Annotated in this window: 30 protein-coding genes; 12 read left to right on the top strand and 18 right to left on the bottom strand. The window is 71.0% G+C overall.

All coding sequences use genetic code 11. The features are described from left to right. Window positions 1-95 precede the first annotated feature (95 nt). Window positions 96-1,400 carry a DUF6986 family protein gene (locus tag MQN93_RS24145; RefSeq protein ID WP_242711228.1) on the bottom strand — a complete coding sequence of 435 codons (1,305 nt, stop codon included), beginning with the start codon at window positions 1,398-1,400 and terminating at the stop codon, window positions 96-98. A 208-nt stretch (window positions 1,401-1,608) separates the two neighbouring features. Between MQN93_RS24145 and MQN93_RS24140 the strand changes: the two genes are divergently transcribed. Next, window positions 1,609-2,556 carry an endonuclease/exonuclease/phosphatase family protein gene (locus MQN93_RS24140; protein WP_242711227.1) on the top strand — a complete coding sequence of 316 codons (948 nt, stop codon included), beginning with the start codon at window positions 1,609-1,611 and terminating at the stop codon, window positions 2,554-2,556. Between the two features lie 117 nt (window positions 2,557-2,673). Here MQN93_RS24140 and MQN93_RS24135 read toward each other — a convergent pair whose 3' ends face one another. From MQN93_RS24135 to MQN93_RS24120, 4 genes are all read right to left on the bottom strand, one after another. After that, on the bottom strand, window positions 2,674-3,648 hold the full coding sequence (locus MQN93_RS24135) for an electron transfer flavoprotein subunit alpha/FixB family protein (RefSeq protein WP_242711226.1): 975 nt from the start codon (window positions 3,646-3,648) through the stop codon (window positions 2,674-2,676). Between the two features lie 64 nt (window positions 3,649-3,712). Next, window positions 3,713-4,501 carry an electron transfer flavoprotein subunit beta/FixA family protein gene (locus MQN93_RS24130; protein WP_242711225.1) on the bottom strand — a complete coding sequence of 263 codons (789 nt, stop codon included), beginning with the start codon at window positions 4,499-4,501 and terminating at the stop codon, window positions 3,713-3,715. A 244-nt stretch (window positions 4,502-4,745) separates the two neighbouring features. Further along, window positions 4,746-5,261, bottom strand: a complete 516-nt coding sequence (locus tag MQN93_RS24125; RefSeq protein WP_016433672.1) for a flavin reductase family protein — start codon at window positions 5,259-5,261, stop codon at window positions 4,746-4,748. A 208-nt stretch (window positions 5,262-5,469) separates the two neighbouring features. Beyond that, window positions 5,470-5,883: a TlpA family protein disulfide reductase gene (locus MQN93_RS24120; protein WP_242711321.1), complete on the bottom strand. Its 414-nt coding sequence runs from the start codon at window positions 5,881-5,883 to the stop codon at window positions 5,470-5,472. 75 nt (window positions 5,884-5,958) lie between these two features. Here MQN93_RS24120 and MQN93_RS24115 point away from each other — a divergent pair, with 75 nt between their 5' ends. Both MQN93_RS24115 and MQN93_RS24110 read left to right on the top strand, forming a co-directional pair. Continuing rightward, a complete protein-coding gene (locus tag MQN93_RS24115; protein ID WP_242711224.1) occupies window positions 5,959-6,366 on the top strand; it encodes a DUF4395 domain-containing protein in 408 nt (135 codons plus the stop codon). 145 nt (window positions 6,367-6,511) lie between these two features. Beyond that, a complete protein-coding gene (locus MQN93_RS24110; RefSeq protein WP_016433675.1) occupies window positions 6,512-7,240 on the top strand; it encodes a lysophospholipid acyltransferase family protein in 729 nt (242 codons plus the stop codon). A gap of 4 nt (window positions 7,241-7,244) precedes the next feature. Here the strand turns inward: MQN93_RS24110 and MQN93_RS24105 are convergent, their stop codons facing one another. The 5 genes from MQN93_RS24105 to MQN93_RS24085 all read right to left on the bottom strand — a co-directional run bounded on the left by MQN93_RS24105 (window position 7,245) and on the right by MQN93_RS24085 (window position 11,861). Beyond that, on the bottom strand, window positions 7,245-7,937 hold the full coding sequence (locus MQN93_RS24105; protein ID WP_242711223.1) for a B3/B4 domain-containing protein: 693 nt from the start codon (window positions 7,935-7,937) through the stop codon (window positions 7,245-7,247). A 9-nt stretch (window positions 7,938-7,946) separates the two neighbouring features. Then, a complete protein-coding gene (locus tag MQN93_RS24100) occupies window positions 7,947-8,519 on the bottom strand; it encodes a transglutaminase domain-containing protein (protein WP_242711222.1) in 573 nt (190 codons plus the stop codon). Window positions 8,520-8,602: 83 nt separating this feature from the next. Then, the gene (locus MQN93_RS24095) at window positions 8,603-9,676 is read right to left on the bottom strand and encodes a threonine aldolase family protein (RefSeq protein ID WP_242711221.1); all 1,074 of its coding nucleotides are present in this window, start codon (window positions 9,674-9,676) and stop codon (window positions 8,603-8,605) included. Beyond that, complete coding sequence (locus MQN93_RS24090) at window positions 9,673-10,422, bottom strand: SDR family NAD(P)-dependent oxidoreductase (RefSeq protein WP_016433678.1); 750 nt, start codon at window positions 10,420-10,422, stop codon at window positions 9,673-9,675. The genes MQN93_RS24095 and MQN93_RS24090 overlap by 4 nt, the downstream gene beginning before the upstream one ends. 41 nt (window positions 10,423-10,463) lie before the next feature. After that, complete coding sequence (locus tag MQN93_RS24085) at window positions 10,464-11,861, bottom strand: DUF6421 family protein (RefSeq protein WP_242711220.1); 1,398 nt, start codon at window positions 11,859-11,861, stop codon at window positions 10,464-10,466. 384 nt (window positions 11,862-12,245) lie between these two features. Between MQN93_RS24085 and MQN93_RS24080 the strand changes: the two genes are divergently transcribed. After that, window positions 12,246-12,929, top strand: a complete 684-nt coding sequence (locus MQN93_RS24080; RefSeq protein ID WP_242711219.1) for a glycerophosphodiester phosphodiesterase — start codon at window positions 12,246-12,248, stop codon at window positions 12,927-12,929. Between the two features lie 15 nt (window positions 12,930-12,944). Here MQN93_RS24080 and MQN93_RS24075 read toward each other — a convergent pair whose 3' ends face one another. Then, on the bottom strand, window positions 12,945-13,481 hold the full coding sequence (locus MQN93_RS24075; protein ID WP_016433681.1) for a GNAT family N-acetyltransferase: 537 nt from the start codon (window positions 13,479-13,481) through the stop codon (window positions 12,945-12,947). Window positions 13,482-13,553: 72 nt separating this feature from the next. Here MQN93_RS24075 and MQN93_RS24070 point away from each other — a divergent pair, with 72 nt between their 5' ends. Continuing rightward, a complete protein-coding gene (locus tag MQN93_RS24070) occupies window positions 13,554-13,946 on the top strand; it encodes a VOC family protein (protein ID WP_242711218.1) in 393 nt (130 codons plus the stop codon). Here MQN93_RS24070 and MQN93_RS24065 read toward each other — a convergent pair. The 4 genes from MQN93_RS24065 to MQN93_RS24050 all read right to left on the bottom strand — a co-directional run bounded on the left by MQN93_RS24065 (window position 13,928) and on the right by MQN93_RS24050 (window position 17,518). Next, window positions 13,928-14,851, bottom strand: coding sequence for a GNAT family N-acetyltransferase (locus tag MQN93_RS24065; protein WP_242711217.1), 924 nt, complete (start codon window positions 14,849-14,851; stop codon window positions 13,928-13,930). The two genes, MQN93_RS24070 and MQN93_RS24065, sit on opposite strands and share 19 nt — an antisense overlap. Before the next feature lie 103 nt (window positions 14,852-14,954). Then, window positions 14,955-15,248 (bottom strand): DUF1905 domain-containing protein, encoded by a 294-nt coding sequence (locus MQN93_RS24060; RefSeq protein ID WP_016433684.1) that lies wholly within the window; start codon window positions 15,246-15,248, stop codon window positions 14,955-14,957. Window positions 15,249-15,317: 69 nt separating this feature from the next. Further along, window positions 15,318-15,860, bottom strand: coding sequence for a MarR family winged helix-turn-helix transcriptional regulator (locus MQN93_RS24055; protein ID WP_242711216.1), 543 nt, complete (start codon window positions 15,858-15,860; stop codon window positions 15,318-15,320). Beyond that, window positions 15,857-17,518, bottom strand: a complete 1,662-nt coding sequence (locus tag MQN93_RS24050; RefSeq protein ID WP_242711215.1) for an FUSC family protein — start codon at window positions 17,516-17,518, stop codon at window positions 15,857-15,859. The genes MQN93_RS24055 and MQN93_RS24050 overlap by 4 nt, the downstream gene beginning before the upstream one ends. A 220-nt stretch (window positions 17,519-17,738) precedes the next feature. Here MQN93_RS24050 and MQN93_RS24045 point away from each other — a divergent pair, with 220 nt between their 5' ends. From MQN93_RS24045 to MQN93_RS24030, 4 genes are all read left to right on the top strand, one after another. Continuing rightward, entirely contained in the window at window positions 17,739-18,281 is a 543-nt protein-coding gene (locus tag MQN93_RS24045) for a DUF5134 domain-containing protein (protein WP_242711214.1), read from the top strand. Between the two features lie 147 nt (window positions 18,282-18,428). Next, a complete protein-coding gene (locus tag MQN93_RS24040) occupies window positions 18,429-19,364 on the top strand; it encodes a M56 family metallopeptidase (protein ID WP_016433688.1) in 936 nt (311 codons plus the stop codon). Between the two features lie 55 nt (window positions 19,365-19,419). Beyond that, complete coding sequence (locus tag MQN93_RS24035) at window positions 19,420-20,091, top strand: phosphatase PAP2 family protein (RefSeq protein ID WP_242711213.1); 672 nt, start codon at window positions 19,420-19,422, stop codon at window positions 20,089-20,091. 73 nt (window positions 20,092-20,164) lie between these two features. Beyond that, window positions 20,165-20,854 (top strand): HAD family hydrolase, encoded by a 690-nt coding sequence (locus MQN93_RS24030; protein WP_016433690.1) that lies wholly within the window; start codon window positions 20,165-20,167, stop codon window positions 20,852-20,854. Window positions 20,855-20,884: 30 nt separating this feature from the next. On the opposite strand, the gene MQN93_RS24025 is transcribed toward MQN93_RS24030, so the two are convergent. Beyond that, window positions 20,885-21,133 (bottom strand): DUF2630 family protein, encoded by a 249-nt coding sequence (locus MQN93_RS24025; RefSeq protein WP_242711212.1) that lies wholly within the window; start codon window positions 21,131-21,133, stop codon window positions 20,885-20,887. Window positions 21,134-21,439: 306 nt separating this feature from the next. Here MQN93_RS24025 and MQN93_RS24020 point away from each other — a divergent pair, with 306 nt between their 5' ends. Then, window positions 21,440-22,198: a TetR/AcrR family transcriptional regulator gene (locus tag MQN93_RS24020; protein ID WP_242711211.1), complete on the top strand. Its 759-nt coding sequence runs from the start codon at window positions 21,440-21,442 to the stop codon at window positions 22,196-22,198. Between the two features lie 113 nt (window positions 22,199-22,311). Here the strand turns inward: MQN93_RS24020 and MQN93_RS24015 are convergent, their stop codons facing one another. After that, the gene (locus MQN93_RS24015) at window positions 22,312-22,767 is read right to left on the bottom strand and encodes a DUF6214 family protein (protein WP_016433693.1); all 456 of its coding nucleotides are present in this window, start codon (window positions 22,765-22,767) and stop codon (window positions 22,312-22,314) included. A gap of 281 nt (window positions 22,768-23,048) precedes the next feature. Between MQN93_RS24015 and MQN93_RS24010 the strand changes: the two genes are divergently transcribed. Continuing rightward, window positions 23,049-24,434: a nucleobase:cation symporter-2 family protein gene (locus tag MQN93_RS24010; RefSeq protein ID WP_242711210.1), complete on the top strand. Its 1,386-nt coding sequence runs from the start codon at window positions 23,049-23,051 to the stop codon at window positions 24,432-24,434. On the opposite strand, the gene MQN93_RS24005 is transcribed toward MQN93_RS24010, so the two are convergent. After that, the gene (locus MQN93_RS24005) at window positions 24,357-24,713 is read right to left on the bottom strand and encodes an ArsR/SmtB family transcription factor (RefSeq protein WP_016433695.1); all 357 of its coding nucleotides are present in this window, start codon (window positions 24,711-24,713) and stop codon (window positions 24,357-24,359) included. The two genes, MQN93_RS24010 and MQN93_RS24005, sit on opposite strands and share 78 nt — an antisense overlap. 100 nt (window positions 24,714-24,813) lie before the next feature. Here MQN93_RS24005 and MQN93_RS24000 point away from each other — a divergent pair, with 100 nt between their 5' ends. Continuing rightward, window positions 24,814-25,893 (top strand): NADH:flavin oxidoreductase/NADH oxidase, encoded by a 1,080-nt coding sequence (locus MQN93_RS24000; RefSeq protein ID WP_242711209.1) that lies wholly within the window; start codon window positions 24,814-24,816, stop codon window positions 25,891-25,893. Window positions 25,894-25,970: the final 77 nt, after the last annotated feature.

Genomic DNA, 25,970 nt, shown 5'->3' with positions numbered 1-25,970 from the left:
TGCCGCCCCGTTCCTGTGTCACGTCGATGCGTGCGACACAGCCTACGGGGCGGAGGTGACAACACCAGTCGACGGTGAGGGCTGTGACAGCTCCGCTACTTGGCGGACGCCGTCAGGTCACCGCGCCGCGGTGCCGCGAAGCCCTCCAGGTCCGCACGGGTCAGCCCGGTCGGGCGGGCGACCTCGGCGATGTCGAGGGCGCCGCAGTCCAGGCCGCGCAGCAGATAGCCGCTGAGGGCCTTGGCGGTGGCGGGCTCGTCCATGACGTCACCGCCGGCCCGGTTCGCGTACCGGGCGAGCCGGGCGGCGGCCTGCTCGAAGCCCTCGCGGTAGAAGGCGAAGACGGCCGCGTAGCGGGTGGGGATGTGGCCGGGGTGCATGTCCCAGCCCTGGTAGTAGGCGCGGGCGAGGGCGCGGCGGGTCAGGCCGTAGTGCAGGCGCCACGCGTCGTGCACCTGCTCGGTCGGGCCGACCGGCAGCACGTTGGTCGAGCCGTCCGAGACCCGCACGCCCGTGCCCGCCGCGGCGACCTGCATGACCGCCTTGGCGTGGTCGGCGGCCGGGTGGTCGCTGGCCTGGTAGGCGGCGGAGACGCCGAGGCAGGCGCTGTAGTCGAAGGTGCCGTAGTGCAGTCCGGTGGCGCGGCCGTCGGCGGCCTGGATCATGCGGGCCACGGTGGCGGTGCCGTCGGTGGCGAGGATGGACTGGCTGGTCTCGATCTGGATCTCGAAGCCGATCCGGCCGGGCTCCAGGCCGCGTGCCTTCTCGAACGCCTCCAGGAGCCGCACCATCGCGGTGATCTGCTCGGGGTAGGTCACCTTGGGCAGCGTCAGCACGAGCCCGTCGGGCAGTCCGCCGGCCTCCATCAGGCCGGTGAGGAAGATGTCCAGGGTGCGGATGCCCCGGTCGCGCACCGGTGCCTCCATGCACTTCATGCGGATGCCCATGTACGGGGCCGCCGTGCCCTTCTCGTACGCCTCCGCGATCAGCCGTGCCGCGCGGGCGGCCGCCTCGTCCTCCTCGGTGTCGGGGCGGGGGCCGTAGCCGTCCTCGAAGTCGATGCGCAGGTCCTCGATGGGCTCGCGCTCCAACTTGGCGCGCACGCGGGCGTGGACGGGCTCCGCGAGGTCGTCGGACAGGCCGAGGACGGCGGCGAAGGATGCGGCGTCGGGGGCGTGCTCGTCGAGGGCGGCGAGGGCCCGGTCGCCCCAGGAGCGGATGGTGTCGGCGGCGAAGACGTCCGCGGGTACGTACACGGTGTGGACGGGCTGGCGGGTGCCGGGGTCGCCGGGGTAGCGGCGCTCCAGTTCGGCGTCGACCGGCGCGAGGGAGGCGCTGATCTCCTCGCCGACGGCGCCCGCGAGGCTCGTCGCCACCTTCTCCTGCTGGCCCTGACCCATCCCACACCCTCCAAGTTTTCCGCAGTACGGAATCAACAATCCGTAGAATGAAGTTATCCGGGCGCCTTCGGCGTGGTCAACACCATGTCCACGGCGGGCGGCGCCCTGATCTCGGCATGTTCAGCCTCGTCCGGTCACTGGGTATGACACATCCCTACGCACGACTCTCCTCTCCCACGACCCGTCCGGCCGCCACCAAGGAGTCTCCGTGCCGAACCATCACCGAGTCACCCGCCGCCTGGGTATGAAGGCGGTGCTGGCCGCGGCGGTCACCGTGCCGCTGTCCAGCGCGGCCGCGATCTCCGTCTCGTCCGCGTCCCCGGTGTCGGGCTCACCGGCGCCGTCGGCCTCCGCCTCGGCGCGGGCGCCGCTGGCACCCCGGCTGGAGGTCATGACCTTCAACCTGCGCTTCGCCAGTACCAAGAGACCGAACAGCTGGCCCGAGCGCAGACCCGTCATGCGCGCGTTACTGCGCCGTGCGCACCCTCATGTCATCGGAACGCAGGAGGGGTTGTACCAGCAACTGCGCGACATCGATGCCGACCTCGGCCCGGACTACGAGTGGATCGGCACCGGCCGCGAAGGCGGCAGCCGCGACGAGTCCACGGCCGTCTACTACGACACCCGGCGTCTGACCCCGCTGGAGCACTACACCTTCTGGCTCTCCGACACCCCGGAGATCATCCGCTCCAACACCTGGAGAGCCGCCTTCCCGCGCATCGTCACCTGGGTGCGTTTCCGTGATCGTGCCGACGGCGGGCGGCAGTTCTATGTCCTGAACACGCACTTCGACCACGCCGGCCAGTACGCCCGCGAGCGCAGCGCCCAGCTGCTGACCGAGCGGATCGGCATGCTCGACCGCTCGCTGCCGGTGGTGGTGACGGGCGACTTCAACGTGCCCGCGCACCGCAACCCCGTCTACGACACGCTGGTGGGCTCGGGGCTCGTCGACACCTGGGACGCGGCGGAGCGGCGCAGCCCCGCCTACGGCACGTTCCACGGCTACCAGGGCCTCACGCCGGACGGCGACCGCATCGACTGGATCCTCACCAATCCGTGGGCGACGGTGCACCGGGCGACGATCGACACCTACTCCGAGCACGGCCAGTACCCCAGCGACCACCTGCCGGTACAGGCATCGATCAGCCTGGCCTGAGGAGCGCGGCGCCGGACGCGGCGAGAGCCAGTCCTGCGGATCAGCTCGGCACGGAAAGACGCGAGGCCCCCGCAACCGTTCGTGCGGTCGCGGGGGCCTCGCCGAGCCGTGCGGCGGTCAGCCCTTGCGGGCCTTGACCTCTTCGGTCAGGGCGGGGACGACGTCGAAGAGGTCGCCGACGACGCCGTAGTCGACCAGCTCGAAGATCGGGGCCTCGGCGTCCTTGTTGATGGCGACGATGGTCTTCGAGGTCTGCATGCCGGCCCGGTGCTGGATCGCGCCGGAGATGCCGGAGGCGATGTACAGCTGCGGGGAGACCGACTTGCCGGTCTGGCCGACCTGGTTGGTGTGCGGGTACCAGCCGGCGTCCACCGCGGCACGCGAGGCACCGACAGCGGCACCGAGGGAGTCGGCGAGGGCCTCGATGATCGCGAAGTTCTCCGCGCCGTTGACGCCACGGCCACCGGAGACCACGATCGCGGCCTCGGTCAGCTCCGGACGCCCGGTCGACTCGCGCGGGGTGCGGCCGGTGACCTTGGTGCCGGTCGCCTTGTCCGAGAAGGACACGGTCAGCGCCTCGACCGCACCGGCGGCCGGAGCGGCCTCCACCGCGGCGGAGTTGGGCTTGACGGTGATGACCGGGGTGCCCTTGGAGATGCGGGACTTGGTGGTGTAGGACGCGGCGAACACCGACTGGGTGGCCACCGGGCCCTCGTCGCCGGCCTCCAGGTCGACGGCGTCGGTGATGATGCCGGAGCCGATGCGCAGCGCCAGGCGGGCGGCGATCTCCTTGCCCTCGGCGGAGGACGGGACCAGGACGGCGGCCAGGGAGCCCGCGGCGGACACAGACTCGACGGCGGCCTGCAGGGCGTCGACCTTCGGGACGACCAGATAGTCGGCGTACTCGGACGCCTCGTGCGTGAGGACCTTGACGGCGCCGTGCTCGGCGAGCGTGGCGGCGGTGTCACCCGCGCCGTTGCCGAGCGCGACGGCGACCGGCTCGCCGACGCGGCGGGCGAGCGTCAGCAGCTCCAGGGTGGGCTTGCGGACGGCACCGTCCACGTGATCGACGTAGACGAGAACTTCAGCCATGGGAAGAAAACTCCTTGCGGATGTGCGAAGTCTTAAGGGCGGTGAGCGAGTTGAGCCGCGCGGCTCAGATGAACTTCTGGCTCGCGAGGAACTCGGCGAGCTGCTTGCCGCCCTCGCCCTCGTCCTTGACGATCGTGCCCGCGGTGCGGGCCGGACGCTCGGTCGCGGTCTCGACCTTGGTCCAGGCGCCGGCGAGACCGACCTCGTCGGCGTCGATCTCCAGGTCGGACAGGTCCCAGGACTGAACCGGCTTCTTCTTCGCCGCCATGATGCCCTTGAAGGACGGGTAACGGGCCTCGCCCGACTGGTCGGTGACCGACACGACCGCGGGGAGCGAGGCCTCGAGCTGCTCGGTGGCGCTGTCGCCGTCGCGGCGGCCCTTGACGGTGCCGTCCTCGACGGAGACCTCGGACAGCAGCGTCACCTGCGGCACGCCCAGGCGCTCGGCGACCAGGGCGGGCACGACGCCCATGGTGCCGTCGGTGGAGGCCATGCCGGAGACGACCAGGTCGTAGCCGGCCTTCTCGATCGCCTTGGCCAGCACCAGGGAGGTGCCGATGGCGTCGGTGCCGTGCAGGTCGTCGTCCTCGACGTGGATGGCCTTGTCCGCGCCCATCGACAGCGCCTTGCGCAGCGCGTCCTTGGCGTCCTCCGGGCCGATGGTCAGGACGGTGACCTCGACGTCGTCATCGGAGTTCTCGGAGATCTGCAGCGCCTGCTCGACCGCGTACTCGTCGAGCTCGGAGAGCAGACCGTCCACGTCGTCCCGGTCGACGGTCAGGTCATCGGCGAAGTGCCGGTCGCCAGTGGCGTCGGGCACGTACTTCACAGTGACAACGATCCTCAAGCTCACGCCGGCTCTCCTACTGCAATCGTCATTTCGGTGCTGTCTACTTTCAGGCAGCATAGGCGCCTCAAGCGGCCGATCCCGATCGGGGCGACCAGCGCTCCGAGCGAAATATTACTCGCCAGTACACCCATAAGGTTCCCGCTAAGCAAGCGCTTTGAACTGTGACCTTTGCAACGCAGCGTAATCGGAACTCGACCTGTTCGCAGCGGGAGCCGTGGAGGTCACGCGAGCCGGAGTGCCGCGGGCCTCAGTCCCGCAGGCCGTTGAAGCGACCCTGGTGGTAGAGCAGGGGGCGGCCGGGACCCTCGGGGTCGCCCAGCACGACCTCGGCCACCACGATGCGCTGGTCAGCGGCGGGCACCCGTCCGACCACCCGGCACACCAGCCAGGCCAGGACGTCGTCGAGTACGGGAACCCCTTCGGGTCCCTCGCGCCAGCTCGTGGGAGCACCGAAGCGGTCGGCGCCGCTGCGCGCGAAGGTGGCGGCCAGCTCCTGCTGGTGCTCGCCGAGTATGTGGACGCCCACATGGTCGGCCGAGGAGATCGCGGGCCAGCTCGACGCCCCGGTGCTGATGCCGAAGGAGAGCAGCGGAGGCTCCGCGGAGACCGAGGTGAGTGAGGTGGCGGTGAAGCCGACCGGGCCCGACGCGCCACGCGCCGTGATCACGGCGACCCCCGCGGCGTGCCGACGGAAGACGGAGCGCAGAAGGTCGGGAGAGGCGAGCTGAGGGGCACGGGTGCCGAGATCGGGCGTGGCCGTCATGGAGTTGTCCTTCTGGGGAGAGGGGCAAGCTGGTCCGTGGCTGCTCAACAGTCCGGACAGCGCGCGCTCGCGGTGCGGGCCAGGTCGACATGGGCCCGCCCGAAGAGAAGGATTTCCTTGGGCATACGGTCAGGCTGACGATACGTGGCGCACACAGTCAAGTACGTTCCGGCATCTGGGAGATGCCTCACCCCGCCGACCACGGCCGTCAGACCGCCTCGCCCAGGGCCGCGATGACGTCGGCCTTGCGCGGCTGACCGGTGGCACGCCGCACGACCCGGCCGTCGGCGTCCAGGACCAGCACGGTCGGCGTCTTGAGGATGTCAAGTTCGCGTACGAGGTCCAGGTGGTCCTCGGCGTCGATCTCCACATGGGTCACCCCGGGCACCAGGCCCGCCACCTCGGTGAGCACCCTCCGGGTGGCCCGGCAGGGCGCGCAGAAGGCGCTGGAGAACTGCACGAGGGTCGCCCGCTCGCCCAGCTCGCCGCCCAGTTCCACCGGCCCGAGCCGTTTGCCGTCGTCGCGCCCACGCACGCGTACCCTCCCGCTTCGCCGCCGATGCAACACTCCGTAGGCGCTCGCCGCCACGAGCACCGCCACGCACACCACAAGTCCGGTCATCACCTGCACAAGCATTCATGAGACTGCAAAGATTCCCGCCTCCCTGGATCGTTTCCGTTGCGGAATGCTTGATTCATGGACATCGATGTGAGGGGGCCGCGCTTCGGGGCGGCCGTGACGACCGTCGTCCTGGCGGTCGTGCTGATCACCGGCAGCGCCTGGCTGCTGGCCTGGCAGACGCTGGCGTTCGCGCTGGGCACGGCGGGCGGGGTCGGGCGGTCGCCGTACGGCTGGCTGTTCCGCAGGGCCGTACGCCCGCGGCTCGGGCCGCCGAGCGAGTTCGAGCCGCCGGAGCCGCCGCGGTTCGCTCAGGCCGTGGGCCTGGTCTTCGCCGGCGTGGGTCTGGTCGGTCTCACGCTCGGCCCGGCCTGGCTGGGGCTCGCCGCGACCGGCGCCGCGCTGGCCGCCGCGTTCCTCAACGCCGCCTTCGGGTACTGCCTGGGGTGCGAGATGTACCTGGTGCTACGCCGCGTCACTACGTGACGAGGATCTCGCCACTCTCCGGCACCAGGACTGGCCACCCGCTCGTTACTTGGGGCACGATCTGCGCAATGCCGTAAACCTACGGCTGCGTAACTTCCCGCCGGGAGAACCCCTTCCCAGGCAGACAGAAGGGTCCGCCCCGTTTATGGCTGAGCTTGTTTACCGTCCCGTCATCGGCCTCGCGAAGACGCTGTTCAGCGCGTGGGATCTCAAGATCGACTGCAAGGGTTCGGAGAACATCCCACGCTCGGGCGGCGCGGTGCTGGTGAGCAACCACATCAGCTATCTCGACTTCATCTTCGACGGCTTCGCGGCGCTCCCCCAGAAGCGTCTGGTCCGCTTCATGGCCAAGGAGTCGGTCTTCCGGCACCGGATCTCCGGTCCGCTGATGCGCGGCATGAAGCACATCCCGGTGGACCGCAAGCAGGGCGAGCAGGCGTACGCGCACGCGCTGGACTCCCTGCGGTCCGGCGAGATCGTCGGGGTCTTCCCCGAGGCCACCATCTCGCAGTCCTTCACCCTGAAGAGCTTCAAGTCGGGCGCCGCCCGTCTTGCCCAGGAGGCGGGCGTCCCGCTGATCCCGGCGGCCCTGTGGGGCACGCAGCGGCTGTGGACCAAGGGCCACCCGCGCAACTTCAAGCGCAGCCACACCCCGATCACCATCCGCGTCGGCGAGGCGATCGAGGCCTCCAGGGACAAGTACGCGGGCGCCATCACCCGCCAGCTGCGCGAGCGGGTCCAGGAGCTCCTGGAGGCCGCCCAGCGCGCCTACCCCGTACGCCCCAAGGGCCCGGACGACACCTGGTGGATGCCGGCCCACCTGGGCGGCACGGCACCGACACCGGAGCAGGTGAAGGCGACCGAGGCCCGCTGAATCGTCACTCCGGGGTGTGGACGGTGATCCGTGCCCCGGGGCTGAACTTCTCCAGGAGCCCGACGAGTTCGGCGCCCGCCTGCTCGACCTCGGCGACGGGCATCGGGGGCAGGCTCTCCAGCAGGAAGATGCCCGAGACGGTGCGCTCGGTGAGACGGGTGCGCGGGCCCTGCCGCCAGTTCCAGCGGCGGCAGGTCACGCCCGTCCCGTCGCGCCAGACCACCTCGCCGGCGTCGGGGTGCTCGACGACCTCCTCGCCGCCCGCCACGGTCACGAAGTCCTCGTCCCCGGCGGCCCGTACGAGCCGCATGCCGCCCTCGATGTGATCGATGTCCTCGCCTCCGACGGGGATCAGATGGGCGACGCTGATCGCGTTGTAGAGGTCGACGAGGAGGTTGATGCGGGGCAGCCCCGCATCCGTCAGGGCTCGCCGGGCCAGGGCTTCCGCGGAGTTGCGGGTGCGTGACGGCTTGGAGCCGAAGGCCGTGTAGATCTCGCGCCAGGCCGCCATGTGCGGGTCCTCGTGCGGGGCGCGGCCGTCCAGGCGGACGGCGAGACGGCGGGCCGCGTCGTCGAGGAGCGCCGAACTGTCCGGCGTGCTCGGCCCGTTGGTCAGTCCGTGCGCCTCGATCGCCAGGTGGGTGAAGCCGGGCGCGAGGGCGCGCACCTCGTCGGACACGGTCAGGGAGAGAGTCATCGCCTTGCCTCAGAGTGCGCGGGGAAGCGTCCTCCAGAGATGAGGCCGGTCGGAGGCGGCCCGGAGAACGCTCAGTACGGTCGGGTGGGGTTCAGCGTACAACACCGGGTAGTCCAGCTCATTGGACTCCGGGTCGGGCGTGAAGGCCAGCCGCTCACCCTGGAGGGAGAACCGGGCGTCCACGCCCGGCTTGTTGCTGCGGGGGTCCTGCCGATGCCAGGCGCCGTTGAACCGCACGGCGACCAGGCCGTGCACCACGTCCAGCTTCTGGTAGCAGAACCCGGTCGGGATGTCCTCGGCCCGCAGCAGGGCCGCCAGCGCGTGCGCTTTGGCGTAGCAGATGCCGGTGCCCTGCTCCAGCACGTCGGAGGCGCGCCAGGTGACGCGCGGATCGCCGGAGTCCTGCGAGTGCGGGATCGTGTCGCGCACGAACTCGAACGCGAGCCGTGCATAGGCATACGAGTCCGTCGCCTCGGCAGCGAGCCGCGCGGCCGTTTTCCGCACCAGCGGATGCTCATGGTCGATGACATCATCGGCGGCCAGATACGCGGACAGGTCAGGGGTGTTCTGGATCAGCTCCATGCCCGCAGAGCATAGAAATGCGATCACTCGACAGTCAATGAATTTTCGATTGACCGCATACCTATGCATAGCCTTCCGGACGGCTACTGGCGCGCCATCTCCTCCTTCAAGGCCGCCACGAACGCGTCCACGTCGTCCTCGGACGTGTCGAAGGCGCACATCCAGCGCACGACGCCCTCGTTCTCGTCCCAGAAGTAGAACCGGAACCGCTTCTGCAGCCGCTCGCTCACCTCGTGCGGAAGCTTGGCGAACACGCCGTTGGCCTGTACCGGGTAGAGGATCTCCACGCCGTGCACGGCGCGCACGCCCTCGGCCAGGCGCTGGGCCATCTCGTTGGAGTGGCGGGCGTTGCGCAGCCACAGGTCCTTGGCGAGCAGCGCCTCCAGCTGCACCGACACGAAGCGCATCTTGGAGGCGAGCTGCATGGACAGCTTGCGCAGATGCTTCATGTGGCTGACCGCACCCGGGTCGAGGACGACGACCGCCTCGGCGAACAGCGCGCCGTTCTTCGTCCCGCCCAGGGAGAGGATGTCGACGCCGACGGCATTGGTGAACGTCCGCATCGGGACGTCGAGGGAGGCGGCCGCGTTGGCTATCCGGGAGCCGTCCAGGTGCACCTTCATGCCCCGCGCGTGGGCGTGCTCGCAGATGGCCCGGATCTCGTCCGGCGTGTAGAGCGTGCCCAGCTCCGTGCTCTGGGTGATCGAGACGGCCTGCGGCATGGCGCGGTGCTCGTCCTCCCAGCCGTACGCCTGCCGGTCGATCAGCTCGGGCGTGAGCTTGCCGTCGGGCGTGGGCACGGTCAGCAGCTTCAGGCCGCCCATGCGCTCCGGCGCCCCGCCCTCGTCGACGTTGATGTGCGCGCTCTCGGCGCAGATGACCGCACCCCAGCGGTCGGTGACCGCCTGGAGCGCGACGACGTTCGCGCCGGTGCCGTTGAAGACGGGGAACGCCTCCGCCGTGGCACCGAAGTGGCTGCGGACGACGCTCTGGAGGTTCTCGGTGTAGTCGTCCTCGCCGTACGCGACCTGGTGCCCGCCGTTGGCCAGGGCGAGGGCGGCGAGCACCTCCGGGTGGGCCCCGGCGTAGTTGTCACTGGCGAAACCGCGGACCTCCGGGTCGTGATGACGACGCGCGTCGGTCCTTGGGGGGTTCACGGCTTCTCGGTCAGCCACAGACGCTTTCCGTTCACTTCGGCGGCGGACTTGCTCCAGACGTCGGTGATGGCCTCGGCCAGGTCCTTGACGTCCGTGAAGCCCGCGAACTTCGCGTTGGGGCGCTCGGCGCGCATCGCGTCGTGCACCAACGCCTTCACCACCAGGATCGCAGCCGCCGACGAGAGCCCTTCGGCGCCCTGTGCCTTGCGGAAGAAGTCGGCGAGGGCCAGCGTCCAGGCCTCGGCCGCGGCCTTGGCGGCGGCGTACGCGGCGTTCCCCGCGGTCGGCTTGCTGGCGCCGGCCGCGCTGATCAGGACGTAGCGGCCGCGGTCGCTGCGCTGCAGGGCCTCGGAGAAGGCGAGGGAGGTGTGCTGCACGGTCCGGATGAGCAGCAGCTCCAGGAAGTCCCAGTCGTCGAGGCTGGTCTTGACGAAGGTCTCGCTGCCGCGCCAGCCGCCGACGAGATGGACGAGTCCGTCGACGCGGCCGAACTCCTTCTCGATGTGCTGGGCCCACTCCTTGGTGGCGTCCAGGTCGAGCAGGTCGACGGGCTCACCGGTGACGGTGGCGCCGCCCGAGGCATAGCGGGCCGCGTCCACGGCCTCCGCGAGCCTTACCGGGTCGTTGTCCGCGGCGACGACGGTCGCACCCGACTCGGCGAGCCGGAGCAGGGCCTCCCGCCCGGCGGGTCCGCCTCCGCCGGCGACCGCGATCACCGCACCGCTGAGAGCTCCGTTCCCCGCCATGGTCTTCGCCTCCTGAGCCACGTTCCCGGTGGTGCGGTCGCTCACGCGGCGACCCTTTCCGCGCTCTCCGCGGTGATGCCCTTGGTGGAGGCAATCACGTTCTTCAGCTTCTTGGAGAGGGCTTCATAGAACATGCTCAGCGGAAACTCGTCGGGAAGCACGTCATCGACCAGTTTTCGCGGCGGCTGAGTCAGGTCGAGGGCGTCCGGACCCTTGGCCCAGCGGGAGCCGGGGTGCGGTGCGAGATAGGTGGCGACCAGCTCGTATCCGGCGAACCAGTGCACGAGCTTGGGGCGGTCGATGCCGTCGCGGTAGAGCTTCTCGATCTCGGCGCACAGCTGGTTGGTGACCTGCGGGGCGCGCTGCCAGTCGATGAACAGCTTGTTGTCGGTCCAGCGGACCACGTCGTGCTTGTGCAGGTAGGCGAAGAGCAGCTGGCCGCCGAGGCCGTCGTAGTTGCGCACGCGCTCGCCGGTGACCGGGAAGCGGAACATCCGGTCGAAGAGGACCGCGTACTGCACGTCACGGGCCTGCGGGACGCCGTCGGCCGCCAGCTTCACGGCCTCCTTGAAGGCGGTGAGGTCGCAGCGCAGCTCCTCCAGGCCGTACATCCAGAACGGCTGGCGCTGCTTGATCATGAACGGGTCGAAGGGCAGGTCGCCGTGGCTGTGGGTGCGGTCGTGGACCATGTCCCACAGGACGAACGCCTCCTCGCAGCGCTTCTGGTCGTGGACCATCGCGGCGACGTCCTCGGGCAGCTCGATGCCCAGGATGTCGACGGCGGCCTCGGTGACCCGGCGGAAGCGCGCGGCCTCGCGATCACAGAAGATGCCACCCCAGGAGAATCGTTCCGGCGCCTCGCGCACGGCGATGGTCTCGGGGAAGAGGACGGCGGAGTTGGTGTCGTAGCCGGCCGTGAAGTCCTCGAACCTGATGCCGCAGAACAGCGGGTTGTCGTAGCGGGTGCGCTCCAGCTCGGACAGCCACTCGGGCCACACCATGGTCAGCACGACCGCTTCGAGGTTGCGGTCCGGGTTGCCGTTCTGCGTGTACATGGGGAAGACGACCAGGTGCTGGAGGCCGTCCGCGCGCATCGCCGCGGGTTGGAAGGCCAGCAGCGAGTCGAGGAAGTCGGGCACCTCGAAGCCGCCCTCGGCCCACCGGCGCAGGTCCTTGGTCAGGGCCTCGTGGTAGTCGCCGTCGTGCGGGAGCAGCGGGGAGAGTTCGCGTACGGCCTCGATGACGCGCTCGACGGCGGCCTCGGCGTCCGCACGCCGCGGGGCGCCCTCGGCCTCGAAGTCGATCGACCCGTCCTTGGACTGCCAGGGCCGGATCGTTTCCACGGCATCCTTGAGCACCGGCCACGCCGGGTGCTCGACCACCCTGGTCGCGGGAGGAACCTGCTCCCCCGAAGCCGCCTGCACAAGAATTTCCGTCATGTCCCATCCTCCACGGGAGAAGCTCGCGTATCGAGACCGTATACATATGAGCTTCCTTTCAGCAAGGAGAGACCCGGGAGATTATCCCGTGCAACCGCATGGTCGCCGAAGTTTTTTCTGTCGGATGCGGTAGAGGCCGCCGTTCCGGGTACACGCACCCTCTCCGCGGGTAGGAGTCCGGGGTCAATGTCCGCAGGACTCGCCCACGCCAGGGTGACCGCACCCGGCGGCACAGGCCCGATTCGCCCCGTGCACCACGCCAATCGCCTGTGTACGAGCGGGTTCATCGCGAGACGGGGCCGTTAGGCTGCGGCTCTGCCCGCGTGGCCGTCCGCTCCGGCCGCGCGTGAAGCCGAGCCGCCGTCGACGGAAGCGAGTTGAACCTTGAACTTCCTTACCATCGGTCACCGCGGAGTCATGGGTGTCGAACCCGAGAACACCCTCCGTTCCTTCGTCGCCGCCCAGCACGCCGGGCTCGACGTGATCGAACTCGATCTGCATCTGAGCAAGGACGGCGCCCTCGTCGTCATGCACGACACCGACGTGGACCGCACGACCGACGGGACCGGCCCGATCGCCGAGAAGACCCTCTCGGAACTGCGCGCCCTGGACGCGGGCCGCGGGGAGCACGTGCCGGTCTTCGAGGAGGTCCTCGACGCGGTGAACGCCCCGCTGCAGGCCGAGATCAAGGACGTACAGGCGGCCAGGGCGCTGGCCGAGGTCATGCTCACACGCGACCTGGTCGCCCGCGTGGAGGTGTCCTCCTTCCACGACGAGGCGATCGCCGAGATCTCCAGGCTGGTGCCCGGCGTGCGGACCGCGCTGATCGGCAGCCGCTACGGCACCGACATCGTGGACCGCGCGGTCGCGGTCGGGGCCTCCACCGTCTGCCTCAACATCCGCCGGCTGACGCTGGAGATCACCGAGCAGGCCCGCAAGGCGGACCTGAGGATCATCGGCTGGGTGGTGAACACGCAGGACCATCTCCGTCTCGTACGGGCCCTGCAGCTGGACGGTGCGACGACCGACTACCCGGAGATCAAGCGCACGGGCCGCTTCACGGCGTGAAGCGCCGCCCGAACGTCACGCCAGTTCCTTGACCAGCAGCTCGAACTGCAGATCGGCGCGCTGCGGAATGCCGAAGCGCTCATCGCCGTACGGGAACGGCGTCATCCGTCCCGTACGGCGGTAGCCGCGCCGCTCGTACCAGGCGATGAGGTCCTCGCGCACCGAGATCACGGTCATGTGCATCTCGCGCACGCCCCAGGTCTCGCGCGCCGTCCGCTCCGCCTCCGCGATGATCACCTTGCCGAGGCCCGCGCCCTGCAGCCGGGGGCTGACGGCGAACATCCCGAAGTAGGCGTGCTCCTCGCGGTGTTCGAGCTGGCAGCAGGCGATCACCTCGCCGTCCTTCTCGACCGTGAGCAGCCGGGAGTCCGGTGACTTGATGACGTCGAGCACGCCCTGCGGGTCGGTGCGCTGTCCCTCCAGGATGTCCGCCTCGGTGGTCCAGCCGGTCCTGCTGGAGTCCCCGCGGTAGGCGGACTCGATCAGCGCGACCAGGGCGTCGACATCGGCATCGGTGGCGTCGCGGAAGGTCAGTCCGGCGGCGGTCTCCATGGGGCGGTTCTCCGTTCTCTGCGCGCGGCGCGGGCACCGAAGAGGGTAACGCCGCCAGTAGGCTCCGGGTGCATGGTGCATGTTCTGAGCAGCCGGGTCCTTCTCCACCCCGTCGATCCCGAGCGCTCGCGCCGCTTCTACGGCGAGCAGCTGGGCCTTTCCGTCTACCGGGAGTTCGGCACGGGTCCCGAGCGCGGCACCGTCTACTTCCTGGGCGGCGGCTTCCTGGAGGTGTCGGGACGGTCGCAGGAGGGGCCTTCCCCGGCCGTACGGCTGTGGCTGCAGGTCGCGGACGCGGGCGCGGCGCACGAGGAGCTGCTGGCCAAGGGGGTGGAGATCGTGCGTCCGCCCGTGAAGGAGCCCTGGGGGCTGGTCGAGATGTGGATCGCGGACCCGGACGGGACGCGGATCGTGCTCGTGGAGGTGCCCGAGGACCATCCGATCCGCTACCGGCCCGGGATCTGATGCTCCCAGCGGCGGTCCGTGCGGGTCAGCTCCCGGAATCCGGCGCCGAGCAGGAGGTCGATCGCCCCTGTGTCGTCGCCGGACTCGTAGGCGATGAGGCGGTCGACGTCGCACAGACGCAGCCACTCGCCCGCCCGGGCGAGGAGGTGTCGTTCCCAACCCTGCCCGTGGGCGGCCCGCTCGATGTGCAGATTGCCGATGTCCGCGAGACCGGCGGTGCGGGCGTGCCGTTCCGGGCGGCTCAGTGAGGTGTCGACCTCGATGAAGCCGAGCGCGGCTCCCCCGTCGTCGTACGCCGTGAAACGGGTGCCGCACTCGCCCACCGTGCGGGCGAACCTCAGCCCCGCGCGGGGTTCCGGCGCCGGCAGGTCGGCCACCCGCGCGATCAGGATGGCCTCGGTGTCGCCGGTGTGGCGGAAGCCGGACCGCTCGTAAAGGGCGCGCACATGGGGCCAGTTGCGGGGCAGGCCGTAGACGACCGGGGCGGGCAGGGCGCCGTCGGCGTGGCGGACTCGGACGTCCCAGCGGGCGAACTGGGCCAGGCACGCGGCCATCAGCCGGTCGGCGGCGGCCTCGGTGTCCGGCCGGAAGGACGCCAGCGGCCAGTGGACGAACCAGTCGATCTCTCCGGCGTCCCGGTAGGTCTCGCCGACCTCCTCACCACCGCGGTAGCGCAGGAGGTGGGCGGCGGCCACGACGGCACGGCGCTGCTCGGCGACGAGCGTCACCCGCTCGCAGACCCAGGGGTCGGTGATGAACTCCTCGGGCTGTCGCTCCAGTTCGCTGAGGACGGTGTTCACCGAGACGGAGACGCCGGGGACGACGGCGGCGACATGCGCGTTGATCAGCTCGGTGAGCTGGTCGCGGTCGTCGCGGCGGAAGGGGCGCACCGTGAGCGCGGACATACGGGAACCTCCGGGCAGGGGTGGTGAGCTGGAGGCCGCCATGCGGTGCGGTACGGAGCGAGCGTATGACGGACGCCGCCCCGGGCGCGAGCGGGTATCGCGCTCAGCCCCGCAGCCTGACCGTCATCTCGACGGTGATCTCGTCGCCCGCCGTGATCTGCCGCGGCCTGCGGACGGCGGCCTTCAGCGGCAGCAGATAGCCGCCGTCTCTGGGGAAGAGCGAGGTCTCGAAGTCGGTGTCGCCGATCCGCGCGAGGACCGGGATCACACCCCAGCCGTACGTGGCCATCGCCGCGACCTCACGGATGTCCGCCGACTCCTCGTCCGGCACCGGCAGGTAGTAGTAGGGCGCCGGGCCCCGCCACTCGATCACCCGGCCGGCGAACGTGAACTGCACGATCCGATCCCCCTGTTCGGCAAGCGTGTCCGGTCACGATACGGCGCTGTGGCGTCGCGCCCCACCCGTTCACACGCGGATCGCGCCCAGGGTGCCTTCGAGGCGGCCCAGCAACTCGCCGAGCAGGCCGGCCAGTTCGCCCTGGCCCTTCGGGTCGAGTACGGCGAGGACGGCGGTCTCGTAGGTGAGCTGCTCGGGGAGGATGCCGTCGACGAGTTCGCGGCCGGCGTCCGTGAGGCGGAGGTGGGCGACGCGGCGGTCACGGGTGTCGCCGCGTCGCTCCACCAGGCCGCGCTCGGTCAGCTGCTTGAGCCGCTTGGTCACGGCGGCGCCCGAGGAGAAGGTCTCGCGGGCCAGCTCGCCCGGGGTCAGCTCGTGGCCGGTGCGGCGCAGCGCGCCCAGCAGGTCGAACTCGGGGCGGCTGAGGCCCGCCCGGCGCAGAGGGGCGTCCTCGGCCTGCTGCAGCAGGGCGGCGCAGCGGTTGATACGGCCGATGATCTCCATGGGGCCGGTGTCGAGATCGGGGTGGACGGCACGCCACTGCCGGACGACCGCGGAGACGGTGTCGTCGCCCCTGCTCGCCCCCGCCTGCCGACCGCTCGGTGCCGTCATGGCCGTACGCCCTCCGTTTCGCCGCTCCGGCGCGACCTCTGGTGCCGTGCCGTAGCCGCGAGGGTACGGTGTCCGGCCTGCTCGGCGCGCACCACCCGCTCCTGGGGCAGGGCGCGCTGCCACCACTCGCCGGACGCGGCGTCGACGGTGGCGCGCAGCTCGGCCAGGGCGGCGGCGAGGGCACGGCGGGCGGACTCCACGGCTGCGGGCGCGGGAGCGGCCTCGGCCAGCAGCCGGGCGGCGTGTTCGCGGGCGCGTTCGGCCGCGGCCAGGGCGTGCTCGACGCGGTCGCCCGCGCGCCGGTTGGTGACGGCGACCGCGGCGAGGAAGCCGACGAGCGCGCCGACGACGGTGTCCACGGCCCGCTCGGTGATCAGCAGTCCGGGCTCCTGGAATCCGCTGAACTCGGTGATGAGCAGCGCCATCGGGGTCACGCAGACGGTGCCGAGCCAGTAGTTGCGGCCGATCAGTGCCTCGGCGCCGAAGTTGAAGGCGAGGCAGCACAGCACGAGGGCGGCCGGGCCGAGGTGGGCGAGCGGCACGACGGCGGCGAAGAGGAGCACGCCGAGGAGGTTGCCGACGACGCGCTGGACGCCTCGGGTCCAGGTGAGGGCGAGGTTGGCCTGGTAGAGCGAGGCCGCGGTGACCAGCGCCCAGTAGGGGCGGCCGATGCCGAGGGCGAGGGAGGCGTACCCCGCGAGGGCGCAGCCCAGGGCGGTACGTACGGCGATGGGGGCGAGCGCGCCGAGGCGTGCCCGCAACGGTGCGGCCGGGGCGGCGAGTTCGGCGTCCACGCCGAGGAGCTCGCCCGCGGCCGCCGGGTCGTGGACCTCCGGGACGGGCCCGGTGCCGGTCAACCGGCCTGCCCAGGTGCGCAGTTGCTCCGGTTCGGTGTCGGAGGGGGCGGCGAGGGCGACCTCGGCGCGGACGACGAGCCGTTCGAGGCCGCGTCGGATGCGGGAGTCGCGGGCGGCCAGGAGCGAGTGCCAGCCGGCCTGGACGGCGGCGGCCGCGGCGGCGCGGGAGCGGCCGTCCTCGGTGCCGTTCGCGGCGTACGCGGCGGTGGCGTTCAGGGCGCCCGCGGTGGCCCGGCGCTCCGGGCCGTGCGGACGCAGCAGGCCGGGCGCCATGCCCACGAGCCAGGACCACACGCCCGCCGCGGCGGCCAGGGCGAGATGGCCCGGGACCTGCCCGAGGGTCTGCGGCACGAAGAGGGAGGCGGAGGTGATGAAGGTCAGCACGATATTGCCGGGCGGCCCGACGCGGGTCGCGTCGCACAGCGCCTTGTGCAGCGCGGCCAGCAGCGCCCCGACGGTGACGAGGACGACCGCGTTGCCGGTGAGCGAGGCGGTGACCAGGCAGACCGCGAGGCCGCCGACCATGCCGAGGATCACTCGGGCCAGGACCCGGGCCCGGGCGCCGTAGGGGCGGTTGTGGGCGTAGAGCGCGCAGAGGGATCCGGCCATCGTGTACATCGCCAGATCGAGCCGGCCGAGGGCCAGCAACGTCAGATTCGGCGGAGCGACCGAGGCGACCACGCTCAGGGCGGGCTTGAACCAGATGTCCGCGGGGCGGCCGAGGCGGAGGATGCCGGAGAGGGGGAGGCGGCGGGGGTGCGGGGGGTGGGCCGTGGCGGGGGCGGAGGTCGCTGGGGTCATGTGACATAACATTAACAGGTGTTTTACTCGTGAAAGAAATGCAGCTCGCTTCAGCGCTCACGGCGACCTCGGCGCACCCACCCCAGCTCACCGACCGTGCCCCCTCGAATGCTCCCCGTGTACCTCCGTGCGCTCGTATGCGCGCCGCGCCGCGTGGGCAACCACCGACTGTCGACCACGACGACTCTGGTGCCGATTCCCGTCGAGCGAGGAGGTGCGTGTGCACGGACCGGCTTCGCCCGGCTGGCTGCTGGTCGCGCTGTGCGCGGCGACCGGGGCCTACTGTCTGCTGCGGATGCGCAGCAGCGTCGCGGAGCAGCGCAGATCGGCCGGCGGTGAGGCGCTGATGGGCTTCGGCATGGCCGCGATGGCCGTGCCCGCCGCCGTGTTCAGCCCGCCGACCTGGGCCTGGCCCCTGTACGCCGCGATCTTCGGCGCCGCCGCACTGCGCGCCCTGTGGGCGGCACGGACGAACGCGCGGCATCTGCACCACCTGGTGGGCACCGCGGCCATGGTCTACATGGCGGTCGTGATGGCTACGTCCGCCGGACACCACGCCGCGCACGGCACGACGTCCGGGGTGCCGCTGGTGACCGGGGCGCTCCTGCTCTACTTCACGGGCTACGTGCTGCTGTCGGGCGTCCGGCTCCTACCGGTGGCCGCGGGCGGCGGAACCCTCGGGTGGGGCGACCGGCCCGAGCTGGCGAAGGCGTGCCGGCTGTCGATGGGGATCGCGATGGTGGCGATGCTGATCACGCTGTGAGCCGATCACGCCGTGAGGGGACGGGCTTCTCGCAACGGTGACGTGGCGTGGCGTGACGTACGGGCGTTTCTCGCGCCACCGTTGCTTGCGTCACTTTGATGTCGCGGACCGGGTCCGGGGCAGGTGTCCGCTCATAGGGTGATCGCCATGATGGTTGCCGCGGCACTGCTGCTGCTCGGCGCGCTGACCGCCGTCGGCGCCCCTCGGCTGCTCGCCCTGGCCGACTGGCCGGACCGTGAACCGGTGGTCGCGCTGTGGGTGTGGCAGTGCGTGGTGGCGGCCGTCCTGCTGTGCTGTGCGCTGTCGATGACGCTCAGCGCCGCAGCGGCCTGGCAGGCGGTGCGCGACCATGTGTTCGCCCGGGCACCGCACGGGGTCGTGGACGCGTACGCGCTCGGTGCCACCGGGCCCTGGGCCGCGGCGACCGCCGTGACGCTCGCCTGCGCCGGGGTGTGGAGCGGGGCGATGCTGGTCCGCGAGGTCGTGGGGGCGCGTGCGCGTCGTCGCCGACGCCGGGCCGAACTCCGGCTCCGCGCACCGCTGTTGCCCGGCGAGGAGCCCGCGAGCGGCCGGCTCGTCGTGCTGGAGGGCGAGCGGCCGGATGCCTGGTGGCTGCCCGGTGCGGCACCTCAGCTCGTCGTCACCACCGCCGCGCTGCGCCGTCTGAAGGGCCGGCAACTGGACGCCGTACTCGCGCACGAGCAGGGCCATGCGCAGGCCCGGCACGACTGGCTGCTGCACTGCTCGGACGCGCTGGCGGGCGGGTTCCCGCAGGTGCCGGTGTTCGCGGCGTTCCGTGACGAGATGCACCGCCTGGTGGAACTCGCCGCCGACGACATGGCCTCCCGCCGCCACGGCCGGCTGACGACCGCGCTCGCGCTCGTCGAACTGAACGAGGACCGGGGCGTGTTCGGCCCCTCCCCCACGGCACAGGCGCATGTGCCGCAGCGGGTGCACCGGCTGCTCAGCGCGCCCGACCGGCTCCCTCCGGTCCGGCGGCTGGGACTGACGGCGACCGCCGCGCTGGCGCCCGTGGTGCCGGTCCTGGTGACGCTCGTACCGGGGCTGCGGGCGCTCGGATAGCAGCGGATCGCGCGGACATTCGCCTCGCGCCCCACCGGTCGGCGAGGATCGGTACATGCACCGCCCGCCCGTCGCATCCCCGCCAGGCCCACCGGACCAGCGCACCACCGCTCGTGTCGCCGCCGCGCTCGTGGCGTGCTCCGCGCTGCTGCTGACCCTCGTCGCGGTCCGGTGGCACCCGCTGACCGGTGCCGACGGCGACATCGCCCGCACCACCCATCGCTGGGCCGTCGACGAACCCGGCCTCACCCATGTGTTCCGCATCCTGACGGACTGGGTCTGGGACCCCTGGACGATGCGGCTGGTGTGCGCGGTCGCCGTGGTCGGGCTGGTGTGGCGGCGGTCGGACCGGTGGACGGCGCTGTGGCTGGCGATCACCGTGGCGGCCGGCAATCTGCTGCAGCAGGGCCTCAAGGCGGCCGTCGACCGCCCGCGCCCCGTCTGGCGCGACCCCGTCGACTCGGCCCACTACGCCGCCTACCCCTCCGGGCACGCGATGACCGCCACGATCGTCTGCGGTCTGCTGCTGTGGCTGCTGTACCGCCGGCGCCCCGGCCGCGCGGTGTGGCGTACGGCGCTGACAGTGGCGGTGGTCTCCGTGCTCGGGGTGGGTTTCACGCGCGTGTGGCTGGGCGTGCACTGGCCCTCCGACGTGCTGGGCGGATGGCTGCTGGGGGCGACGGTCGTGGTGGCGGCCGTGCTGGTCCACCGGCGCCGGCAGCCGTGAGCAGGTCCACACCGGGCACCCGTGCTCCGGCACTCCTGCCGACCGCCGGTGGACCGCCACGTAAGATCCACACATGACGGCTGTCCTGTTCGACTTCTCCGGCACCCTGTTCCGCATCGAGTCCACCGAGTCCTGGCTGCGCGCGGTGCTGGACGAGGCCGGGATCACGCTCCCGGAACCGGAGTTGAGCCGGACGGCGAAGGCCCTGCACGTGGCGGGAGCACTGCCCGGTGGGGCGCCGCCGGAGCAACTGCCCGCGGAGCTGGCCGAGATGTGGGCGATCCGGGACCAGAGCTCCGAGCTGCACCGGAGCGCCTACACCGCAGCCGCCCGGCAAGTACCGCTCCCCGACCCGGCGTTGTACGACGCGCTGTACGACCGGCACATGACGCCGCCCGCGTGGTCCCCCTACCCCGACGCCCCCGAGGTGCTGCGCGCGCTGCGCGAACGCGGGATCGGCATCGGCGTGGTGAGCAACATCGGCTGGGATCTGCGCCCGGTCTTCCGCGAGCACGGCCTGGACCGGTACGTGGACACCTACGTCCTGTCGTACGAACACGGCATCCAGAAGCCCGACCCACGGCTGTTCACGGTCGCCTGCGAGGCGCTCGGAGCCGAGCCCCGGCAGACCCTGATGGTCGGGGACGACCGGCGGGCGGACGGCGGCGCGTCGGCGCTCGGGTGCCGGGTGCACTTCGTGGACCATCTGCCGGCCGAGGAGCGGCCGGACGGGTTGCGTGGGGTGCTGGAGCTGGTGGACTGATCCGGGAGGGAACGGGGCGGGGCCGCCCCGTCAGCCCTGATAGCCCTCCACCTGCGAGGACGGGCGCACATGCGCCTCGTCCGGGTTCGAGCCGAACTCGGCCTTCGCGCGCCGCTGGCGCAACAGGTCCCAGCACTGGTCGAGTTCGCGTTCCAGGTGGTCGAGCCGCTGCCGTTCCGTCGCGCTGTCGATCTCCCCCGCCGCCACGGATGCGCGGAGCTTGCGCTCGTCCTCGACCATCTCCGTGATCCTGTGCAGGATCTGCTGGTCCTGTTCCATGTCGCAGGCCTCCTCAGCTCGGCACCCGTGCCACTTCACATACGGCAAAGCCCACTTCAAAGACGGCAATGCCCACTTCGAAGATGGCCAGGCCCACTTTAGGGACGTTCGGGTCGTGGTGCGACGGAAGTACGAAGGCCGGAGAAGTAGCCTCAGGACACCATCGGGGCGGAAAGAACCGTCCGCCTGAGACGATCCCCCGCGTCGCCCCAGACGGACGGCAGCCCTGACCAGCACCTACGAGGCTCTGATCGGGACGCTGATGAGTATAGTTGGCTGGCAGCCAGTCAACGCAGGAGTTACAGCATGTCCCCGCGCAGCGCCTCGGTCAATGAAGAGTTGCGGAGACGTTCCCGGGAGCGGCTCCTGCAGGCGGCCGTGGAGCTGGTCGGTGAGCGCGGGTACGAGGCGACGACACTCGGCGACATCGCGGACAGGGCCGGGTCGGCGCGCGGGCTGGTGTCGTACTACTTCCCCGGAAAGCGCCAGCTCGTCCAGTCCGCGGTGCACCGGCTGATGCACCGCACGCTGGAGGAGGCGGTGGAGCGGGAGCCGCGCAGCGAGGACGGCCGGGAGCGGATGGCTCGCGCCATCGACGCGATTCTGAGCCTGGGCCGGGACCGGCCGGTACTGATGCGGCAGCACATGGCCGGGCTGCTGCAGGCGGAGGGCTTCGTACAGTGCCCGGAGCAGAAGCGCCTCGCCGAGCTGCTGCGGGACGTCGTCGCCCGGCAGGGTTCGCAGAACGTCGACGTGGACTACCCGATGCTGCGCTCCCTGCTGATGGGCGCGGTCTACGCCATGGTGCTGCCGAACGTCCCCATGTCGATCACCACCCTGCGAGCCGAACTCTTCGAGCGCTACCGCCTCGACTGGAACATGGGCGTCCCACCGGACAGCCCCACAGCCACCACCGAAACCGGCGATACCGACCTGTCCCGCTTCTTCGCCACGGGCGAGGAGCCGGACGAACGGAGCAATCCGCCGAAGCGAGCGGCACCCGAGAGCAAGTCAAACCCGCACGACCCCACAAACGGGCACGGCGCCACAGACCGGCAGACGTAGGCGAACGCTGCGCGGCCGCAAAACCGGGCGGAGCGGAAGTGCCGGGAGGCCGAGCCGGACACGGAACCGACAGACCCCGCGAAGCGAGAAGACCCGAGGGGCAGGCGGGCCCGTCAACCCCGTGCATGACGCGGTGTCAAGAACCCCGAGTCGCGGGCCTGGGAGATGAGGTGGAGGGACTTGCGGCGGCTGTGGCCGGTGGCGTGCATGATTGCGAGGATCGGGTCGGTGCCCTGCTGTTGGGCCGCGCGGTACTCCTGTGCCACACGTCGGCGGCCCTCGATGCCGCGGGGCCAGGAGGGCCGGGCCCGTCGGGAGGGGGCGGGTGTGCCGTACGCCGCGGTGGGCCCGCAGGCCTCGAAGAGCGGTTCCTCGATCCACTCGGCGAGTTCCGCGAGGTCGTCGAGGCACAGCGCGGGCTGCGCCCGGACCTCCTCCAGCGAGACACGCCCTTCGCAGACCACCGCGAGCAGGTCGATCCGGGCGCCGTCGCCGAACCCCAGCCGAACGGTGAACCACGACGTGGTGCGCTCGCCCTCCCGCACTTCCCACGCGGGCCATACGGACACCGTGCCGTCCGTCGGACAACGATCAGAAAGATTAAGAAAGGATGCTTCCAGCACACGCGAAACGTAACCACCTGATCACATACCGCAGTAACGGACACGCACGGCCCGACCACGCCTGCACCCTGTCAGCGCAGCCACGACGGCAGGCGCCGTAGCGGAATCGGATGCCGTCGAGTGGGCAGGACACACAGCGGCAACCACCCGGAAATCAACAAACTGTTCAACACCCGTACGGTCTCGTGCTGTTCAGACGTCCCCTCCCCCGCCGCTCAGGAGTGCCCATGGCCACGACCGCCCCCGTCCACCCGGTCGACGAGGTCCCGCCCGTACGGCAGTTGGCCGCCTTCGGGCTGCAACACGTGCTCGCGATGTACGCGGGCGCGGTCGCGGTGCCGCTGATCGTGGGCGGCGCGATGAAGCTGTCGCCCGCGGACCTGGCGTATCTGATCACCGCCGACCTGCTGGTGTGCGGCATCGCGACGCTCATCCAGTGCGTGGGATTCTGGCGGTTCGGCGTACGACTGCCGATCATGCAGGGCTGTACGTTCGCCGCGGTGTCGCCGATGGTGCTCATCGGGACGACGGGCGGCGGACTCCCCGCGATCTACGGCTCGGTGATCGTCGCGGGGCTGGCGATCATGCTCCTGGCACCGGTGTTCGGGAAGCTGCTGCGCTTCTTCCCGCCGCTGGTCACCGGCACCGTCATCCTGATCATCGGGATCTCCCTGCTGCCGGTCGCGGGCAACTGGGCCGCGGGCGGCGCCGGTTCGAAGGACTTCGGCGAGCCGAAGAACCTGGCGCTGGCCGCCTTCGTGCTCGTGGTGGTGCTGGGCGTGCAGCGGTTCGCGCCGGCATTCCTGAGCCGGATCGCCGTACTGATCGGCATCGTGGTGGGGCTCGCGGTGGCGGTGCCCTTCGACTTCACGGACTTCGGCGGGGTCGGCGACGCCGACTGGCTGGGCATCAGCACGCCGTTCCACTTCGGAGCCCCCACCTTCGAGGCCTCGGCGATCGTCTCGATGCTGGTCGTGGCGCTGGTGACGATGACCGAGACCACCGGTGACCTCATCGCGGTCGGTGAGATGACCGGGCGGCGGGTCGAGCCGCGCCCGCTGGCGGACGGGCTGCGGGCCGACGGCCTGTCGACCGTGCTGGGCGGCGTGTTCAACACCTTCCCGTACACCGCGTACGCGCAGAACGTCGGCCTCGTCGGGATGACCCGGGTGCGCAGCCGCTGGGTGGTGGCCGCCGCGGGCGGCATCCTCGTCCTGCTCGGGCTGCTGCCGAAGCTGGGCGCCGTGGTGGCGGCGATTCCCGCTCCGGTGCTGGGCGGTGCGGGTCTGGTGATGTTCGGGACGGTGGCCGCGAGCGGCCTGAGGACCCTGGCCCGGGTGGACTTCAAGGACAACCACAACCTCACGGTCGTCGCCGTGTCGGTGGCCGTGGGGATGCTGCCGGTCGGGGTGCCGACGGTGTACGCGAAGTTCCCGGACTGGTTCCAGACGGTGATGAACAGCGGCATCAGCGCGGGCTGTCTGACGGCGATCGTGCTGAACCTGCTCTTCAACCACAGCCCCTCGAAGGCGACTTCAGCCGCCGAGCCGGGCGGCCTGCCGAGCGGCGGCGGCGAGCAGGGCGTCCAGGAGCCCCGGGAAGAGATCGTCTAGGTCGTCCCGGCGCAGGCCGTTCATCTTGGCCGTGCCCCGGTAGCACTGGCGGATCACCCCTGCCTCGCGCAGCACCCGGAAATGGTGCGTGCTCGTGGACTTGGTCACCGGCAGCACGAACTGCGAGCACGTGAGCTCGGTGCGCTCGGCGGCGAGCTCACGCACGATCTGCAGCCGCATCGGGTCGGAGAGCGCGTGCAGCACGGCTTCCAGCCGGATGTCCTCGCGCACGGGGTGCGGCAGGTCCCGGCTGCCGGCGGCTGGGGTGGCGGTAGTCACGCGGCCATTGTACGAGAGCCATCGTAGTTTGACATCCAGCGTACTACGATGTTTATCGTACGAAGAGTCCCGCAGTCCCGTGAGAACGGAGCAGCTCCTGATGAGCGCCCTCTTCCAGCCCTTCACTCTGCGCGAAGCGACCATCCCGAACCGGGTCTGGATGGCCCCGATGTGCCAGTACTCGGCCGAGTCCGAGGGGCCCGGGACCGGCACGCCGAACGACTGGCACTTCACCCACCTCGCGGCCCGCGCGGCCGGCGGCACGGGTCTGATCCTGACCGAGGCCACGGCCGTGTCGCCCGAGGGCCGGATCTCCCCGTACGACCTGGGCATCTGGAACGACACCCAGGTCGAGACGTTCCGCCGGATCACCCGGTTCCTCGTCTCCCAGGGCACGGTGCCCGGCATCCAGCTGGCCCACGCCGGCCGCAAGGCCTCGACCGACCGCACCTGGAAGGGCGGGGCGCCGCTGGGGCCGGACGCCGGCGGCTGGCAGCCGGTCGCGCCGAGCGCGGTCGCCTTCGACGAGCGGCATGCGGTGCCGACCGAGTTGACGGTCGATCAGATCAGCGAGGTCGTCGGCCAGTTCGCGGACGCCGCGCGTCGCGCTCTCGCGGCCGGCTTCGAGGTCGTCGAGGTCCACGGCGCCCACGGCTATCTGATCAACCAGTTCCTCTCGCCGCATTCCAACAAGCGCACCGACGCCTACGGCGGCTCGTACGAGAACCGCACCCGCTTCGCACTCGAAGTCGTGGACGCCGTACGGGCGGTGTGGCCGGACGACAAGCCGCTGTTCTTCCGCATCTCGGCGACCGAGTGGCTGGAGGAGGGCGGCTGGACCGACGACGACACCGTGCGCTTCGCCACCGACCTCCAGGCGCACGGCGTCGACCTGCTCGACCTCTCGACCGGCGGCAACGCAGCGGGCGTGCGCATCCCGGTCGGACCGGGCTACCAGGTGCCGTTCGCGGCGCGGGTGAAGGCGGAGACCACGCTGCCGGTCGCGGCCGTGGGCCTGATCACCGAGACCGAGCAGGCCGAGAAGATCATCGCCAACGGCGACGCGGACGCGGTGCTCCTGGGCCGCGAACTCCTGCGCAACCCCTCCTGGGCCCGCCACGCGGCCCGCGAACTCGGCGCGGACGTGCATGTGCCGGACCAGTACCACCGGTCGGTGTAGTCGCCCGACCGGTCACCGGCGCCTGCGGCGCCCTCACCAGGCATGGCGGAACCTCTTCTGCGCGAGGCGTTGACCAG

Origin of the sequence: Streptomyces spinosisporus (assembly GCF_022698145.1) — a bacterium.
Taxonomy (GTDB): Bacteria; Actinomycetota; Actinomycetes; order Streptomycetales; family Streptomycetaceae; genus Streptomyces; species Streptomyces spinosisporus.
Note: the sequence above shows the minus strand (reverse complement) of the source record. Positions and strands in the feature narration are given on the sequence as shown.